A 16,357-nucleotide genomic window follows, 5' to 3' on the forward strand; every position below is an offset into this window, starting at 1 on the left:
GGACTCTCGCCCGTAATGGCACCTATATAGGTTCCATTGATGGGAAATTTAGGACACATATAGGTTCCATGTCAAATGAAATTAAGTGAGAAGGTAAAAGCATTGAGGGAAGCGGAGGGGCTAAGTCAGGCGAAATTCAGCCAGATCATTGACTTGTCACTAAGCACCTTAAAGAAATACGAAACAGGAAACTTTGAACCCAGCGGCACGGCCCTGCTGAAGATAACAACCAATCCACAATTTCAGAAATACACCCTATGGCTCATGACCGATAAGACAGCACCAGAAGCCGGGCAAATCTCCCCGGTCGTCGCACACTCTGGGCCAGACGAAACAACCTCGTCACCCTCAGACCGCAAAATTGGCTAACTATTAACCGGGCGTATATTTACTACAAAAGTTGTTTACTTGTAAGGAAATATAACTTCCGGTGTCACAAAGAAGTAAGCAAGAAACCCCGGACTATCACTATCGATCGGGGCAAGCTTGAAAGCTCTATTCGGAGGGTCTTATGAGTATCAAAAGACTCGATGATGGGCGTTATGAAGTGGATATCAGACCGCGCGGGCGTGAAGGACGTCGCATCCGCCGGAAGTTTGACAGAAAGGCTGAAGCAGTTGCTTTTGAGCGATACACATTAGCAAACGCCAATCAGAAGGAATGGGCGGGCCAGAGAACAGATCGTCGCACGCTATCTGAACTACTGGATGCCTGGTGGAAGTATCACGGTCAAAACCATGAACACGGTGAGAAGGAATTTAACCACCTTACGAAGACGATCGGCGGTATCGGTGACATACCTGTTAGCCGTTTGAGCAAACGGCTTTTGATGGACTATCGATCAACCCGGCTTCGCGATGGAATAAAGGCATCAACAATCAACCGTGATATGTACCGCTTTTCAGGCATGTTCACAAAGTTGATTCAGTTGGAAGAGTTTTCCGGCACCCATCCAGTGCATGGGCTACCACCGCTGGCGGAAGAAAACCCAGAAATGACATTTCTGGAAAAGGAAGAGATCAGTAGCTTGCTAAAGGCATTAACCGGTGATGCAAAATTGATTGCCCTGCTGGGAGTCAGTACCGGCGCGCGATGGTCTGAACTGGCAACATTAAAGCCCTCGCAGATCGTCAATTGCCGCGTGACGTTCCTGAAGACCAAAAACGGGAAAAAGCGCACTGTGCCAATTTCCGCCGAACTGGAAAAGCTGATCAAGAAGGAGGCGAGCGCGAAACTGTTTAAAGTGGATTATGAAAAATTTTGTCTGACGTTGAAGGCGGTAAAACCAGACATACCGCCGAACCAGGCAACGCATATTCTGCGTCATACCTTCGCAAGTCATTTCATGATGAACGGAGGAAACATTATCGCGTTACAGCAGATTTTAGGGCATGCCAGCATTCAGCAAACGATGGTTTACGCGCATCTGTCGCCAGACTATCTGCAAAATGCCGTCTCACTAAATCCGCTCGCCGGTGGCGTATCGCTTTAAGATAAGAGTGACCCGGAGTGTCCACATTGCGTCCACACTCTGGGAAATTCAAAACGGCTCAGGCTGGCTCCAGCCTTCTGTAAGTGGCTGTTTTTACTTGAGGTAGTGCGTAAGTTATTGATAAAAAAAACCCCTCCATCATGGAGGGGAAGACAGGGATGGTGTCTATGGCAAGGAAAACAGGGTTTACTACTGGGAACGTGAGTTGCTACTACTCAATAACTTCAACGAAGAACTTTTTTGCCAGTGCGTCACGTCGCGCAACTGCTCCATTCTTTGTTGGTGCTTCTCGTTTAAAACCGCTTGCTGCTCGGGGGTAAGCAGGCGATACATCTGGTTGCGAACGCGGGCCATTTCGACCTGTCTGGCAACCTGTGCCTGCGCCATTTTTTCTGCCTGAGCGCGTACAGCGGTTTCATCAAAATTTTCTGCAGTAATAAGACGATGCATCGTCTCCATTTCGCTAACATTAACAGGCGGCTGCTCATGGCGGGCCTGTTGCATCAGATCTCTCATCTGTTGACGTTGATGTTCGGTTAAACTTATGCCGTCAAACATATGGCTCTGTACAGTGCGCGGCGCAGAGGATTCTCCCGGGTGCCAGTTATCGCCTGTAACGACTTCAGCTGCATGGCTAACCGTACTGAGTGCCAGCGTTGAGGCCATGACGGCAGCGGTAACTTTGCGCATCATTTGCTCCCAAAATCTTTTCTGTCGCGATTCAACGAGAGACAGTTTACGATTCGGGCTGCAAACATGCGTCAGGGGGTGTAAAACAACGTAAAGTCATGGATTAGCGACGCCTGATGACGTAATTTCTGCCTCGGAGGTACTTAAACAATGAATAAAATCCTGTTAGTTGATGATGACCGAGAGCTGACTTCCCTGTTAAAGGAGCTGCTCGAAATGGAAGGCTTCAATGTGCTGGTTGCCCATGACGGGGAGCAGGCGCTTGAGCTTCTGGACGACAGCATTGATTTACTTTTGCTTGATGTGATGATGCCGAAGAAAAACGGTATCGATACGTTGAAAGCGCTTCGCCAGACACACCAGACGCCCGTAATTATGCTGACCGCCCGCGGCAGCGAACTGGATCGTGTACTCGGCCTTGAGCTGGGTGCAGATGACTATTTGCCGAAACCGTTTAACGATCGTGAACTGGTCGCCCGTATCCGCGCGATCCTGCGTCGTTCGCACTGGAGCGAGCAGCAGCAGAGCAGCGATAACGGCTCGCCGACGCTGGAAGTGGATGCCCTTAGCCTTAACCCGGGCCGCCAGGAAGCCAGCTTTGATGGTCAGACGCTGGAGTTAACTGGTACCGAATTCACCCTGCTCTATCTGCTGGCGCAGCATCTCGGCCAGGTGGTATCGCGTGAACATTTGAGCCAGGAAGTGCTGGGTAAACGCCTGACGCCTTTCGACCGTGCCATCGACATGCATATCTCCAACCTGCGGCGCAAACTGCCGGAGCGGAAAGACGGGCATCCGTGGTTTAAAACTCTGCGTGGTCGCGGCTATCTGATGGTTTCCGCTTCATGATAGGGAGCTTAACCGCGCGCATCTTTGCCATCTTCTGGTTGACGCTGGCACTGGTGTTGATGTTGGTACTGATGTTACCCAAGCTCGACTCACGCCAGATGACCGAGCTACTGGACAGCGAACAGCGCCAGGGGTTAATGATTGAGCAACACGTAGAAGCTGAACTCGCGAACGATCCACCCAATGATTTGATGTGGTGGCGTCGCCTGTTCCGTGCGATTGACAAGTGGGCGCCGCCAGGACAGCGGTTATTGCTAGTGACTACAGAAGGACGCGTGATCGGCGCTGAACGCAGCGAAATGCAGATCATTCGTAACTTTATTGGTCAGGCGGATAACGCCGATCATCCGCAGAAGAAAAAGTACGGTCGCGTTGAAATGGTGGGGCCCTTCTCCGTCAGAGACGGGGAAGATAACTACCAGCTTTACCTGATTCGACCAGCCAGCAGTTCCCAATCCGATTTTATCAACCTGCTGTTTGACCGCCCGCTGTTGTTGCTGATTGTCACGATGTTAGTCAGTTCCCCGCTGTTGTTATGGCTGGCGTGGAGCCTGGCAAAACCGGCGCGTAAGTTGAAAAACGCGGCGGATGAGGTGGCTCAGGGTAACCTGCGTCAGCATCCGGAACTGGAAGCTGGTCCGCAGGAATTTCTTGCCGCAGGCGCCAGTTTTAACCAGATGGTGACCGCGCTGGAGCGGATGATGACCACGCAACAGCGTCTGTTGTCTGATATCTCACACGAACTGAGAACCCCGCTCACCCGTTTGCAACTGGGGACCGCGCTGTTGCGTCGTCGCAGCGGCGAAAGTAAGGAGCTGGAGCGTATTGAGACGGAAGCGCAGCGTCTGGACAGCATGATCAACGATCTGCTGGTCATGTCGCGCAATCAGCAGAAAAATGCGCTGGTCAGCGAAACGATGAAAGCCAATCATCTGTGGGGTGAGGTGCTGGATAATGCCGCCTTTGAAGCCGAACAGATGGGCAAATCGCTTACGGTGAATTTCCCGCCGGGACCGTGGCCGCTGTACGGAAACCCGAACGCGCTGGAAAGTGCGCTGGAAAACATCGTCCGTAATGCCCTGCGCTATTCACACTCGAAGATTGAAGTCGGCTTCGCAGTGGATAAAGACGGAATTACGATCACGGTGGATGATGATGGTCCTGGCGTCAGCCCGGAAGACCGTGAGCAGATTTTCCGCCCGTTCTATCGCACCGATGAAGCACGCGATCGCGAATCCGGCGGCACCGGTCTGGGTCTGGCAATTGTAGAAACCGCCATTCAGCAGCATCGCGGCTGGGTGAAAGCCGAAGACAGCCCGCTGGGCGGTTTACGGCTGGTGATTTGGTTGCCGTTGTATAAACGTTCGTAACGGTATTGTGCCGGATAGTGGCGTAAACGCCTTATCCGGCCGACAAATCTCCACGAACGGTAGGTCGGATAAGCGTTGCGCCATCAGGCATTTTTTCCGTTGCCGGATAGCAGCGCTTATTTGCCCCACAAACGCCGGGATTGATCTTCGATTTTGCCGCTTAAACGGCGCTTTTGCATCGTTCGCGTCCAGCTCTTCGACAGCCCCGCCGCTGACAGTAAACGATGGTACTGTTCATCATCAAAAGGCATATGCCAGGCTATGGCGATCGCCTCCTGTACGCTGACGTCGCTTACGCGGGAAACCAGCTCCAGTGGCGCATCGGCTGACACCATGCCTGGCGCAATCACACTACACAGCCAGCCCGTTTTGCCGCAGTTCTGCATCAGGCTCGCCATATCGCTAATACCAAAGTGGAAATTAAGCTTAAAGCACGGTGAGCGCGGCTGTGTGACCTGAATCAGCGCTTCGCCCCAACGGAAAATATCGCCAATATAGACATTGTGTTCCGTCAGGCCATCGGTAGAGAGGTTCTCACCAAACGCCGGGGCCACGAATTGATCCGCCTGATCGGGGAACTCCCGCGCCCAGTACAGATAATGTTCGCGCGGATAATGGCACAGCGCACGATCGGGCCCGCCGTGGATTTTCGTTTCTGCCTGTTCATCACCTTCCAGACCCAGTTCCGTCAGCATCAGTTCGCCATCGACCTGAATTTTGCCAATTGCACTGGGGCGGCTTCCCGCGTAGTCCTGAATCTTGCCGCTGAACACGTCTACTGGATATCGCATCTGGCCCTCTCCCTGATCAATTTGCCTTATTTAACCACAATTATTTTACCTCAACCGCGCAAAATGAGAGCAAGGTTCACACGACGCGCAAATATCCATGCTATCAATGGAAGTGATTTTGAAACGGCATTTCATAATAAGGAGTCAACAACGTGACAGGTCAAACGCAGTTTGCTGGCGTCTGGTGCCCCTCCATTACGCCAATGGATCAGGATGGTAATATCGATCTCAACGGTCTGAGCCAACACCTTCAACGCCTCACTGACGCAAAAATCGACGTGATTTTGCTGATGGGCAGTATCGGAGAGTTCGCTTCCTTCACCCTTGACGAACGCCTGCTGTTGATTCGCGAGGCGCGCGGCATGAGCCCATTGAAGATGGTGGCTAACGTCTCCTCCACCTGCATCCACGATGTCTTGCGGATGGCGCAGGAAGCGTATCGCACAGGCTACGATGCAGTGATGGTTCTGCCACCCTATTACTACGGTCAAACGCCGAAGCAACTGCTGAGCTACTTCCGCCAGTTGGGGCAAAAGCTCAGCGGGAAATGGTTTGCCTACAACTTCCCGCCGCGCACCGGCAGCGACTTAACGCCGGATCTGGTTGCCCAGCTTGCCAGCGAGTTCCCGAACTTTGCCGGGATCAAAGATACTGTTGACTGTCAGTCGCATACCCGCAGAATGATCGAGGCAACGCAGGCCGTGCGTAACGACTTTGCCGTCCTTTCAGGCTATGACGAGTACTTCATTCCCAATCTGCTGGCTGGCGGCGCGGGGATTATCTCTGGGCTGAACAATGTGATGCCGGAGCTGTTTGTCAGCGCGCGTGAGGCGTTCAAGGCCGGTGACCTGGCGGCCCTTCGCGACATTCAGCAGAAAATTGGCGTATACATGTCGATTTATGCCATCGGCGAAGATTTCGTCACCACCATCAAGACGGTGGTATCGCGCAAGTTTGGCTATTGCACAGGGGTTTCACGCAATGCGGGCGGCGAGTTGAACGAACACGATTGCCGGACGATTGATGAGGTGTTTGGTCGTTAATAGACAAGGCCCGGTGAGATTCACCAGGCCTTTTTATGACGCAAAAACAAGCCGGATAAGCGTAGCGCCATCCGGCATTATTGTATTATTTCACTGCATTCTGGATGTCGACTGCCGCCACTTTTGCTTTGACCTTCTTCGACCAGATGGAGGTGATAATCGGCACCAGGATTGATGTCACAATCACCGAGGTGGCGACCAGCGAAGTTGCAGCCGGTGCCATCGGTTTAAACGCGGGCACCATTTCTGCAATCAGTACCGGCGTCGCCACTGCAGCTCCTGCTGAGCTGGACGCCGCAATCCCTGCTGTACCGTCGCCGCCGCCAATCAGTTTATCGGCAATTATCAGCGGAATACCGGTGACGATAATCACCGCCACACCCAACAGAATACCCAACAGACCGGTCTGTGCTATCACGCTCAGATCGATGGTGTTACCCAGCGCAAAGGCGAAGAAAGGGATCAGCGTCTGGACGGCTTTACTGAAGAATTCACGCAGTTCCGGGTCAAGGTTACCCAGCGTAAAGCCCACCAGGAAAGGCAGCACTGCGCCGACAAACACATGCGGTTCAAACGACGCAATCCCGGCCGTACCGAGGATGATCATCGTCATCAGCGGTCCTGACTCCAGCGACATCAGAACAAATGCCCCGGCCTCTTCTTTGGTGCCGTACTGTTGCATAATGGACGCATACAGCCCGCCGTTGGTCATGTCCATTGCCGCAACCAGCGCCAGTGTCGACAGCCCGGCAAAGAATCCTGCCTCCACGCCATGTTCAGGAATAATCCGCGAGGCAATCGCTGCCACTACCCACGCCACGGCAATTTTTGTCACCACCAGCGTCCCGGACTTACGCAGGACGGTACCCGTCGCGCTTAGCTTGATGGAGGCCCCCATGCAGAAGAACCACACGGCCAGAATAGGCACCGTGCCAGTGATCATCCCGTTGGTGAATGAGCCAAAATATTTCCCCGCGTCAGGAGAGAACGTGTGACACAACGCGCCCAGGAACAGAGGGACGAGCATCATGCCACCAGGGATTTTTTCTATCGTGCGTTTAATCTGCATTTCCATCACCTTCCGATGTAAAGATGTGTCAACGATAGACATTCAGCACAATAATAAAAGTGATCCCAACCACACAATAAAACAATGTTTCAATTTTTGTGGATCACTGTTTTTCACTCGATTTTGATCACAAAAAAACCCCACCGGCCACGCCGACGGGGTCATATAAACGCGATGTCTTGTTAAATAAGACTTATTTTTTTGCAGCGAAACGCGCAGCCGCTTCGTCCCAGTTCACCACGTTCCAGAACTCTTTGATGTAGTCCGGACGACGGTTCTGGAATTTCAGGTAGTAAGCGTGTTCCCACACGTCCAGGCCCACAATCGGGAAGCCAGACGCACCAGAAATCGCTTCACCCATCAGCGGGGAATCCTGGTTTGCGGTTGAAACGACCGCCAGCTTGTCGCCTTTCAGCACCAGCCAGGCCCAGCCGGAACCGAAACGGGTGGCGGCAGCTTTTTCGAATTCTGCTTTGAAGTTATCAACAGAGCCGAAATCACGTTCGATAGCCGCTTTCAGATCGCCCTGCAGGGTAGTGCCCTTTTTCAGGCCTTTCCAGAACAGGCTGTGGTTAGCGTGACCGCCCGCATTATTACGCAGAACGGTTTTCTTGTCGGCCGGTACCTGATCCAGTTTAGCGATCAGCTCTTCAGCAGACAGGTTAGCGAATTCAGGCAGACTTTCCAGCGCCGCGTTGGCGTTGTTTACATAGGTCTGGTGGTGTTTGGTATGGTGGATTTCCATCGTCTGCTTATCGAAGTGCGGTTCCAGCGCATCATAAGCGTACGGCAGGGATGGCAGTGTATAACTCATAATCATCTCCATTATTGTCGAGCGGCCGGGTGTTAACGCCGCGTAAGCAGTTGGTTCATTATAGTTAATTAAATGATATTGAAAATGATTATCAATGCCGTACTTTTACTAAGGTTATTACATTAACGTCTATTGCTGATTATGTGAGCCATATCACCCACTTAACCGGGTCTTTGCCAGAAAGGGAAAATCGCGGCAATCGGCAAAAGGTTATACATCTGCGCAATTTTTAAACTCATGACGTCGGAAGGCTAGAAACGACGATAAAAACAATGAGGATGATGTGATGAGTAACGCGATTACGATGGGTATTTTTTGGCATTTGATAGGTGCGGCCAGTGCAGCCTGTTTCTATGCCCCGTTCAAACAAGTGAAACAGTGGTCATGGGAAACCATGTGGTCGGTCGGTGGGATTGTCTCGTGGCTGATCCTCCCGTGGACCATCAGCGCCATGCTGCTGCCTGACTTCTGGGCCTATTACAGTTCATTCAGCCTTTCCACTCTACTGCCGGTGTTTCTGTTCGGCGCCATGTGGGGCATCGGCAATATCAACTACGGTCTGACCATGCGCTACCTCGGCATGTCGATGGGGATTGGCATTGCCATCGGCATTACGCTGATTGTCGGTACGCTGATGACCCCTATCATCAACGGCAATTTTGATGTGTTGATTAACACCGAAGGCGGGCGTATGACGCTGCTCGGGGTGCTGGTTGCGCTGATTGGCGTCGGGATCGTCACTCGCGCGGGCCAGCTCAAAGAGCGTAAAATGGGCATCAAAGCCGAAGATTTCAACCTGAAAAAAGGGCTGTTGCTGGCGGTAATGTGCGGCATTTTCTCCGCGGGCATGTCGTTTGCGATGAACGCGGCGAAGCCGATGCATGAAGCCGCCGCGGCGCTGGGTGTAGACCCGCTGTATGTCGCCCTGCCGAGCTATGTAGTGATCATGGGCGGCGGCGCGTTGGTCAACCTGGGTTTCTGTTTTATTCGTCTGGCAAAAGTGAAAAACCTGTCGGTAAAAGCCGACTTCTCGCTGGCAAAATCGCTTATCATCACCAACGTGCTGCTGTCCGCGCTGGGTGGCCTGATGTGGTATTTGCAGTTCTTTTTCTACGCCTGGGGCCACGCGCGCATTCCGGCGCAATATGACTACATCAGTTGGATGCTGCACATGAGTTTCTACGTGCTGTGCGGTGGTATTGTCGGTCTGGTACTGAAAGAGTGGAACAACGCCGGGCGTCGTCCTGTCAGTGTCCTGAGTCTGGGATGTGTGGTGATCATCATCGCCGCCAACATTGTCGGTCTGGGTATGGCAAGCTAATCCGTTGAATTACTGAGATGACGCCACTGACTGGGCGTCATCCCGGTTTCCCGCGTAAACACCACAGAAAAGTAATTACTGTCTTCAAAGCCACACTTCATCGAAATCTCACCGATCATCAGACGGCTGTGCTGAAGTAAATATTGCGCATGACAGACGCGAACCTGGCGCTGATACTGGTTAATCGTCATTCCGGTCTGGCTACGAAACTGCTGGCGCAGCACGCGTTCACTGCACGCTTCCCGATCGCAGAAGACATCCAGCGCAAACGGACGCTCCAGACTGGCGGCCAGCGCGGTAATCAGTTTATCCAGCAGCGTTTCGCTGGAGGTCGCTGGCAGCGTGTCGGTCGCATAGCGATGACGCTTCAACGTCATCACCAGTTGGCCAAAGAGCAGCTCCGCCATGTCGTTGGCGATCGGATCGTGCTGGTTACTTTCATGCTCAAGCTGGCTTATCACCTGGCGCGCCTGCGTCATACCCACACTGCCCAGTCGCCAGTGCGGCTGTCGCGGTGTGCCGTTAAAACCCGGGATCGCGCACTCCCAGCCCAGATTCAGCTTTAACCGCTCCGGGCAATAGATGATGTTTTGTAACACGAGATCGTTAACGGAGGTGTAAGAGTGCTTGTCTTCGGCGCGAATATAAAACAGATCGCCACGGGTGATGCGATAGGGACGGTCATTGAGCACATGCAGACCATTGCCGCGCCAGACGATCACCAGCTCACAAAAATCATGCGTATGTTCGGCAAACACATCCTGCGGATAGCGATCGGCGACAGCGACGGCCTGTCCGGCATTCGCAAAGAAGTCATCTTTTAGAAGAATCAGTTGATTCGCCACCTGAATATTCCTTGCCGGATGATGGCTTCGCCTTATCCGACCCGCAAATTACGTCAACACCCAGGCCGGATAAGATTTCCGGCATCACAGATCGATGATTATTAACATTCTGGCGGCGAAAAACGTTGATAGCATTCGCGTTACTGAAGTAACGCATCCCGTCCCTGGCGAATGTCGCGCGGCGACCAGTCAAATTCACGGCGAAACAGGGTCGAAAAGTGGTTACTGTCGCCAAAACCACAGCGATAGGCGATTTCTGTGACGCTTTCATCGCTATGACGCAACAGATGGCGGGCTTTGATTAAGCGCAGACGGTTAAGATAGCGCTGCGGCGTCAGCCCGGTCTGTTGTTTCAACTGGCGGTGCAGCGTGCGCAGGGAAAGCGAGAAGCGATCGGCCAACGCCTCCCAGCAGACCTCCTCCGCAAAATGATCTTCCAGCCAGGCCATCAACTGGTTCAGGCGCGCATCGTTATTGTCCGCCCCTTCCATCAGGCTACTTTTGCGCAACAGCACCAGCAGTTGCATAAACAGAATTTCACGATTGGCGACGCCGGGGAGATCGCTCTCATCGCCGTCCTGTTCCATTTTTGCCACCAGTTGGCGCACCTGTTGTAGCGCGCTCTGATTCACCCGCCAGTGAGAGGGATACACGCCATCCTGTTCCTGCGGCAGTAACTGATCTAACCCTGCCAGAAAGCGGAACGCATCGGGCGAACGGTAGAGCACATTGGTCAGGCAAAGATTGTCCGTATGCTCATACAAGTGCCGGTCATGGTCGCGGACAAAGCAAACCGTACCGCCGCTGATGGTATAGGGCTGTCCATTGAATACATGAATACCGGTGCCATGTTCCACAATCACAATCTCATGAAAATCATGATGATGCTCTGGAAAAGCGGACTGAGGTAAGCGGGGCTCAATGGCCACAGGCGCTTTACCTGATGGAAAAAAATCCACGCAGTGCAGTACGGTCATGATGGCATCCAGGTCAAATGAACATGTCAGAAATAGTAATTAAGGGTTAGCCACCTCACCTTAAATTTTTGACATAAAACCGAGCAAACAAGGTCAATTTTTCAAGAAAAGACGGGAAAGATCCGGAAATGCGGACGGCGTCACATCAGGGGAAATCGCGCCTATTACCGGAAACTGTGAACGTTATCACGTTCACCTTTGCTTTCTTGCCAACGGCCAATTTTGCCTGTCAGTAACAAGAAGGTGAGCCATGACGAGGTTTTTTAGACTGGGCTTAATGAAACTCAGAAGGACCTCACTATGACTTTTCGCCATTGTGTCGCTGTCGATCTTGGTGCCTCCAGCGGACGCGTAATGCTGGCGCGCTATGACAGTGAACATCGCACCCTGACGCTGCGTGAAATCCATCGCTTCGCGAACTGCCTGCAAAAGCAGGACGGTTTCGACACCTGGGATCTCGACAGTCTCGAAGACGCCATTCGCCTGGGGCTGGAAAAAGTCTGCGATGAAGGCATCCGCATTGACAGTATCGGTATTGATACCTGGGGCGTGGACTATGTCCTGATCGATAAACAAGGCCAACGCGTCGGGCTACCGGTTTCTTATCGTGACAGCCGCACCACAGGCGTAATGCAACGCGCACAGGAACAGCTCGGTAAAACCGCTATTTATCAACGCAGCGGGATCCAGTTTCTGCCGTTCAACACGCTCTACCAGCTGCGTGCGCTGGTTGAACAGCAGCCGGAGTGGGTTTCGCAGGTCGCACATGCCTTGCTGATCCCCGACTACTTCAGCTTCCGTCTGACCGGGGAGTTGAACTGGGAATACACCAACGCTACCACCACGCAACTGGTAAACATCAACAGCGATGACTGGGATGAGACGCTGCTGGCATGGACGGGGGCAGACAACGCCTGGTTTGGTCACCCGACGCATCCGGGCAACGTGATTGGTTACTGGATTTGCCCGCAGAAGAATCAGATCCCCGTGGTGGCCGTCGCCAGTCACGACACCGCCAGCGCGGTGATCGCCTCGCCGCTGGCTGATAAACACAGTGCGTATCTCTCCTCCGGCACCTGGTCGTTAATGGGCTTTGAAAGCCGAACGCCTTACACCAACGACGCCGCGCTGGCGGCGAACATCACCAATGAAGGCGGCGCGGAAGGGCGTTATCGGGTACTGAAAAATATCATGGGTCTGTGGCTGCTGCAGCGCGTGCTGAAAGAGCGCCAGGTGGACGACCTGTCCGCGCTGATTGCCGCCACGCACGCATTGCCCGCCTGCCGTTTTCTGATCAACCCGAATGACGATCGCTTTATCAACCCCGGCAACATGAGCGCTGAAATTCAGGCCGCCTGTCGCGAGTCCGGACTGCCGGTGCCTGATAGCGATGCAGAACTGGCGCGCTGTATTTTCGACAGTCTGGCGCTGCTGTACGCCGATGTGTTGCAAGAACTGGCGACGCTGCGCGGCGAGACCTTCAGCCAGTTGCACATTGTCGGCGGTGGCTGCCAGAACGCCATGCTGAACCAACTGTGCGCCGATGCCTGCGGTATTCGCGTCATGGCTGGGCCTGTTGAAGCCTCTACGCTCGGCAACATCGGTATCCAGTTGATGACGCTGGATGAACTCAACAACGTCGATGACTTCCGCCAGGTGGTCACCGCTAATTACAACCTGACGACGTTTACCCCCAATCCTGACAGTGAGATTGCCCGCTATGTGACGCAATTTCATTCAAAACGACAGACAAAGGAGCTTTGCGCATGACCACTCAACTGGAACAAGCCTGGGAACTGGCGAAACAACGCTTCGCCGCAGTAGGTATTGATGTCGAGGAGGCGCTGCGCCAGCTCGATCGTCTGCCGGTCTCAATGCACTGCTGGCAGGGCGATGATGTAGCCGGTTTCGAAAACCCGGAAGGATCGCTCACCGGCGGTATTCAGGCCACCGGTAACTACCCGGGTAAAGCGCGTAATGCCCATGAGCTACGCGCCGATCTGGAGCAGGCGCTTAGCCTGATCCCTGGGCCTAAACGCCTGAACCTGCATGCCATCTATCTGGAATCCGATACCCCGGTCGCCCGTGACAAAATCAAACCGGAACACTTTAAAAACTGGGTAGAGTGGGCAAAAGCGCATCAACTTGGTCTGGATTTCAACCCGTCCTGCTTCTCGCATCCGCTGAGCGCTGACGGCTTCACGCTGGCGCATGCCGACGACACAATCCGCCAGTTCTGGATCGACCACTGCAAGGCCAGCCGCCGCGTATCCGCCTACTTTGGCGAGCAACTGGGCACGCCGTCGGTGATGAATATCTGGATCCCGGACGGCATGAAAGATGTCACCGTAGACCGCCTGGCCCCGCGTCAGCGTCTGATGGACGCGCTGGACGAAGTCATCAGTGAAAAACTGAACCCGGCGCACCATATCGACGCCGTTGAAAGCAAACTCTTTGGCATCGGCGCAGAAAGCTACACCGTCGGCTCCAACGAGTTCTACATGGGATATGCCACCAGCCGCCAGACCGCGCTGTGTCTTGATGCGGGCCACTTCCATCCGACAGAAGTGATCTCCGACAAAATCTCCGCCGCCATGCTGTATGTGCCGCATCTGCTGCTGCACGTGAGCCGCCCGGTGCGTTGGGACAGTGACCACGTGGTACTGCTGGATGATGAAACCCAGGCGATTGCCAGCGAGATCGTACGCCACAACCTGTTCGACCGCGTCCACATCGGTCTCGACTTCTTCGACGCCTCCATCAACCGCATCGCGGCATGGGTCATCGGTACCCGCAATATGAAAAAAGCGCTGCTGCGCGCCCTGCTGGAACCCACCGAACATCTGCGCCAACTGGAAGCCAGTGGCGATTACACCGCACGCCTGGCATTGCTGGAAGAGCAAAAATCGCTGCCGTGGCAGGCGGTATGGGAAATGTATTGCCAGCGTCATGACACACCCGCTGGCAGCCAGTGGCTCGAGAGCGTTCGCGCCTATGAGAAAGAGATTTTGAGCAAACGCGGTTAACACATTATTGCCGGATGGCGCTGCGCTTATCCGGCCTACTGACACATTCAACATCGCAGGCCCGATAGGCGCATTGCCATCGGGCATTGACTAAAACAGGTAGACCTTTTATGCAAAATATTCTCGACGCCTGGTTTGTCCAGGGGATGATTAAAGCCACCTCCGACGCCTGGCTGAAAGGCTGGGACGAGCGCAATGGCGGCAACCTGACGCTGCGTCTCGATGACGCGGATATTGCCCCTTTCAGCGCCGATTTCCATCCTGCGCCACGCTACATTGCCCTGAGCCAGCCAATGCCGCTGTTGGCGAACACGCCGTTTATCGTGACCGGCTCTGGTAAATTCTTCCGCAACGTACAACTCGATCCCGCCGCCAATTTGGGCATCGTGAAAGTGGACAGCGACGGAGCGGGCTACCACATTCTATGGGGGCTGACGAACGAGGCGGTGCCCACCTCTGAGTTGCCGGCACACTTCCTGTCGCACTGCGAACGTATCCAGACCACGCAAGGTAAAGATCGCGTGATCATGCACTGCCACGCCACCAACCTGATCGCTCTGACCTACGTGCTGGAAAACAGCACCGCGCTTTTTACCCGCAAACTGTGGGAAGGCAGTACCGAGTGTCTGGTGGTCTTCCCGGATGGCGTGGGCATTCTGCCATGGATGGTGCCGGGCACCGATGAAATCGGCCAGGCCACCGCGCAGGAAATGCAGAAACATTCGCTGGTGTTGTGGCCGTTCCACGGCGTATTCGGCAGCGGCCCGACGCTGGATGAAACGTTTGGACTGATCGATACCGCCGAGAAGTCCGCCGAAGTGTTAGTCAAAGTGCTGTCGATGGGCGGTATGAAGCAAACCATCAGCCGCGAAGAACTGATCGCGCTGGGTAAACGCTTTGGCGTCACCCCGCTCGCCAGTGCATTAGAACTGTATTGATAACAACATCGCGCCCCGCTCACTGAGACGGGGCGAACTCTGTCACCTGCAAATCCAAACCATTCCCCATGGGAATCAACATGATGTGGAGTAAAAGCAATGAATATAAAGACAAGCTTGATCCTCACCGTTGCCGCTCTGGCGTTGTCCGGTTCCGCTTTAGCTGAAGTAAAAATCGCCCTGGTGGCGAAATCGTTAGGTAATGGATTTTTCGAAGCGGCAAACGTCGGCGCTCAGGAAGCCGCCAAAGAGATCGGTGATGTCAAAGTAATCTACACCGGTCCCACCACGACTACCGCTGAAGCGCAGATCGAAGTATTGAATGGGCTGATCGCCCAGGGTGTTGATGCGATCGCCATCTCTGCCAACGATCCCGATGCCGTTGTACCCGTCCTGAAGAAAGCGATGCAGCGTGGTATCAAAGTCGTGTCATGGGATTCCGGCGTCGCGCCTGCGGGGCGGCAGATCCACCTTAACCCGTCAAATAATGCCCTGATCGGCGAAACCAACGTCAAACTCGCCGCCGATGCGCTGAAGGCGTTGAACGTGGAGAAAGGCGATGTGGCGATCCTGAGCGCCACGCCAACGTCGACCAACCAGAATATCTGGATTGCGGAGATGAAAAAGGTGCTTCCGCAGTATCCGTCTATCAACCTGGTGACCGTGGCTTATGGCGACGATCTCTCAGACAAGAGCTACCGCGAAGCAGTAGGGCTGCTCAAATCTTACCCGGATCTGAAAGTGATCGTCTCCCCGTCTTCCGTCGGCATTGTCGCCGCGGCGCAGGCAGTGAAGGATCAGGGCAAAATTGGCAAAGTGTATGTGACGGGTCTCGGTTTGCCATCCGAAATGGCGGGCGCGGTGAAGTCAGGCGCGTCGAAAAGTTTTGCGATCTGGAATCCTATCGATCTGGGCTATGCGGCGACGTATCTGGCGGACGATCTGGTTAAAGGCACCGCCAGCAAAACCGAAGCCAATATGGGGAAACTGGGTAAAGTGCAACTGGATGCCGACGGCAATGGGGCGATGGCTAAGCCATTCGTCTACGATGCCAGCAACATTGATAAGTTCTCAAAAATCTTCTGATCCCTGGGTCACGCCGCCGGGTGACGTTGTGCTTATCCGGCCTGCG

General features: G+C 53.9%; 16 protein-coding genes. 10 read left to right on the forward strand and 6 right to left on the reverse strand.

What is annotated here, in order from left to right; genetic code table 11:
• Positions 1-75: 75 nt before the first annotated feature.
• Both HVX64_RS22230 and HVX64_RS22235 read left to right on the forward strand, forming a co-directional pair.
• Positions 76-369, forward strand: coding sequence for a helix-turn-helix transcriptional regulator (locus HVX64_RS22230; protein WP_181825189.1), 294 nt, complete (start codon positions 76-78; stop codon positions 367-369).
• A 142-nt stretch (positions 370-511) separates the two neighbouring features.
• Positions 512-1,492, forward strand: a complete 981-nt coding sequence (locus HVX64_RS22235) for a tyrosine-type recombinase/integrase (protein ID WP_181825190.1) — start codon at positions 512-514, stop codon at positions 1,490-1,492.
• Positions 1,493-1,681: 189 nt separating this feature from the next.
• On the opposite strand, the gene cpxP is transcribed toward HVX64_RS22235, so the two are convergent.
• On the reverse strand, positions 1,682-2,182 hold the full coding sequence (gene cpxP / locus HVX64_RS22240; RefSeq protein WP_043001792.1) for a cell-envelope stress modulator CpxP: 501 nt from the start codon (positions 2,180-2,182) through the stop codon (positions 1,682-1,684).
• Between the two features lie 150 nt (positions 2,183-2,332).
• On the opposite strand from cpxP, the gene cpxR reads away from it, so the two are divergent.
• Positions 2,333-3,031 carry an envelope stress response regulator transcription factor CpxR gene (gene cpxR / locus HVX64_RS22245; protein ID WP_001033731.1) on the forward strand — a complete coding sequence of 233 codons (699 nt, stop codon included), beginning with the start codon at positions 2,333-2,335 and terminating at the stop codon, positions 3,029-3,031.
• Positions 3,028-4,401 (forward strand): envelope stress sensor histidine kinase CpxA, encoded by a 1,374-nt coding sequence (gene cpxA, locus HVX64_RS22250; RefSeq protein ID WP_044257455.1) that lies wholly within the window; start codon positions 3,028-3,030, stop codon positions 4,399-4,401. Before cpxR ends, cpxA begins: the two co-directional genes overlap by 4 nt.
• A 116-nt stretch (positions 4,402-4,517) precedes the next feature.
• On the opposite strand, the gene yiiM is transcribed toward cpxA, so the two are convergent.
• Positions 4,518-5,192 (reverse strand): 6-hydroxyaminopurine reductase, encoded by a 675-nt coding sequence (yiiM, locus tag HVX64_RS22255; protein WP_042998904.1) that lies wholly within the window; start codon positions 5,190-5,192, stop codon positions 4,518-4,520.
• A 152-nt stretch (positions 5,193-5,344) separates the two neighbouring features.
• On the opposite strand from yiiM, the gene HVX64_RS22260 reads away from it, so the two are divergent.
• Positions 5,345-6,235, forward strand: a complete 891-nt coding sequence (locus HVX64_RS22260) for a dihydrodipicolinate synthase family protein (RefSeq protein ID WP_044257454.1) — start codon at positions 5,345-5,347, stop codon at positions 6,233-6,235.
• Positions 6,236-6,320: 85 nt separating this feature from the next.
• On the opposite strand, the gene kdgT is transcribed toward HVX64_RS22260, so the two are convergent.
• Together kdgT and sodA are read right to left on the reverse strand one after the other, a co-directional pair.
• Positions 6,321-7,304: a 2-keto-3-deoxygluconate transporter gene (kdgT, locus tag HVX64_RS22265; protein ID WP_042998902.1), complete on the reverse strand. Its 984-nt coding sequence runs from the start codon at positions 7,302-7,304 to the stop codon at positions 6,321-6,323.
• Positions 7,305-7,497: 193 nt separating this feature from the next.
• Positions 7,498-8,118 carry a superoxide dismutase [Mn] gene (sodA, locus tag HVX64_RS22270; RefSeq protein WP_044257452.1) on the reverse strand — a complete coding sequence of 207 codons (621 nt, stop codon included), beginning with the start codon at positions 8,116-8,118 and terminating at the stop codon, positions 7,498-7,500.
• A gap of 286 nt (positions 8,119-8,404) precedes the next feature.
• Between sodA and rhaT the strand changes: the two genes are divergently transcribed.
• Positions 8,405-9,439 carry an L-rhamnose/proton symporter RhaT gene (gene rhaT, locus HVX64_RS22275; RefSeq protein WP_042998900.1) on the forward strand — a complete coding sequence of 345 codons (1,035 nt, stop codon included), beginning with the start codon at positions 8,405-8,407 and terminating at the stop codon, positions 9,437-9,439.
• Here the strand turns inward: rhaT and rhaR are convergent.
• Together rhaR and rhaS (HVX64_RS22285) are read right to left on the reverse strand one after the other, a co-directional pair.
• Complete coding sequence (gene rhaR, locus HVX64_RS22280) at positions 9,436-10,284, reverse strand: HTH-type transcriptional activator RhaR (protein ID WP_044257450.1); 849 nt, start codon at positions 10,282-10,284, stop codon at positions 9,436-9,438. The two genes, rhaT and rhaR, sit on opposite strands and share 4 nt — an antisense overlap.
• Before the next feature lie 140 nt (positions 10,285-10,424).
• The gene (rhaS, locus tag HVX64_RS22285) at positions 10,425-11,261 is read right to left on the reverse strand and encodes an HTH-type transcriptional activator RhaS (protein WP_042998898.1); all 837 of its coding nucleotides are present in this window, start codon (positions 11,259-11,261) and stop codon (positions 10,425-10,427) included.
• A gap of 300 nt (positions 11,262-11,561) precedes the next feature.
• On the opposite strand from rhaS (HVX64_RS22285), the gene rhaB reads away from it, so the two are divergent.
• From rhaB to rhaS (HVX64_RS22305), 4 genes are all read left to right on the forward strand, one after another.
• The gene (gene rhaB, locus HVX64_RS22290) at positions 11,562-13,031 is read left to right on the forward strand and encodes a rhamnulokinase (protein ID WP_044257448.1); all 1,470 of its coding nucleotides are present in this window, start codon (positions 11,562-11,564) and stop codon (positions 13,029-13,031) included.
• Positions 13,028-14,287, forward strand: a complete 1,260-nt coding sequence (gene rhaA, locus HVX64_RS22295; protein ID WP_044257446.1) for an L-rhamnose isomerase — start codon at positions 13,028-13,030, stop codon at positions 14,285-14,287. Before rhaB ends, rhaA begins: the two co-directional genes overlap by 4 nt.
• Positions 14,288-14,397: 110 nt before the next feature.
• Entirely contained in the window at positions 14,398-15,225 is an 828-nt protein-coding gene (gene rhaD, locus HVX64_RS22300) for a rhamnulose-1-phosphate aldolase (RefSeq protein ID WP_042998895.1), read from the forward strand.
• A gap of 99 nt (positions 15,226-15,324) precedes the next feature.
• A complete protein-coding gene (gene rhaS / locus HVX64_RS22305) occupies positions 15,325-16,311 on the forward strand; it encodes a rhamnose ABC transporter substrate-binding protein (protein WP_042998894.1) in 987 nt (328 codons plus the stop codon).
• Positions 16,312-16,357: the final 46 nt, after the last annotated feature.

This window comes from Citrobacter sp. RHB20-C16, assembly GCF_013890155.1.
Lineage (GTDB): Bacteria > Pseudomonadota > Gammaproteobacteria > Enterobacterales > Enterobacteriaceae > Citrobacter_A > Citrobacter_A amalonaticus.

Bases quoted from the DNA above. Each gene is read 5' to 3' on its own strand.
- HVX64_RS22230 (WP_181825189.1), top strand. From the start codon at position 76: ATGAAATTAAGTGAGAAGGTAAAAGCATTGAGGGAAGCGGAGGGGCTA.
- HVX64_RS22235 (WP_181825190.1), top strand. From the start codon at position 512: ATGAGTATCAAAAGACTCGATGATGGGCGTTATGAAGTGGATATCAGA.
- cpxP (WP_043001792.1), bottom strand. From the start codon at position 2,182: ATGCGCAAAGTTACCGCTGCCGTCATGGCCTCAACGCTGGCACTCAGT.
- cpxR (WP_001033731.1), top strand. From the start codon at position 2,333: ATGAATAAAATCCTGTTAGTTGATGATGACCGAGAGCTGACTTCCCTG.
- cpxA (WP_044257455.1), top strand. From the start codon at position 3,028: ATGATAGGGAGCTTAACCGCGCGCATCTTTGCCATCTTCTGGTTGACG.
- yiiM (WP_042998904.1), bottom strand. From the start codon at position 5,192: ATGCGATATCCAGTAGACGTGTTCAGCGGCAAGATTCAGGACTACGCG.
- kdgT (WP_042998902.1), bottom strand. From the start codon at position 7,304: ATGCAGATTAAACGCACGATAGAAAAAATCCCTGGTGGCATGATGCTC.
- sodA (WP_044257452.1), bottom strand. From the start codon at position 8,118: ATGAGTTATACACTGCCATCCCTGCCGTACGCTTATGATGCGCTGGAA.
- rhaT (WP_042998900.1), top strand. From the start codon at position 8,405: ATGAGTAACGCGATTACGATGGGTATTTTTTGGCATTTGATAGGTGCG.
- rhaS (WP_042998898.1), bottom strand. From the start codon at position 11,261: ATGACCGTACTGCACTGCGTGGATTTTTTTCCATCAGGTAAAGCGCCT.
- rhaB (WP_044257448.1), top strand. From the start codon at position 11,562: ATGACTTTTCGCCATTGTGTCGCTGTCGATCTTGGTGCCTCCAGCGGA.
- rhaA (WP_044257446.1), top strand. From the start codon at position 13,028: ATGACCACTCAACTGGAACAAGCCTGGGAACTGGCGAAACAACGCTTC.
- rhaD (WP_042998895.1), top strand. From the start codon at position 14,398: ATGCAAAATATTCTCGACGCCTGGTTTGTCCAGGGGATGATTAAAGCC.
- rhaS (WP_042998894.1), top strand. From the start codon at position 15,325: ATGAATATAAAGACAAGCTTGATCCTCACCGTTGCCGCTCTGGCGTTG.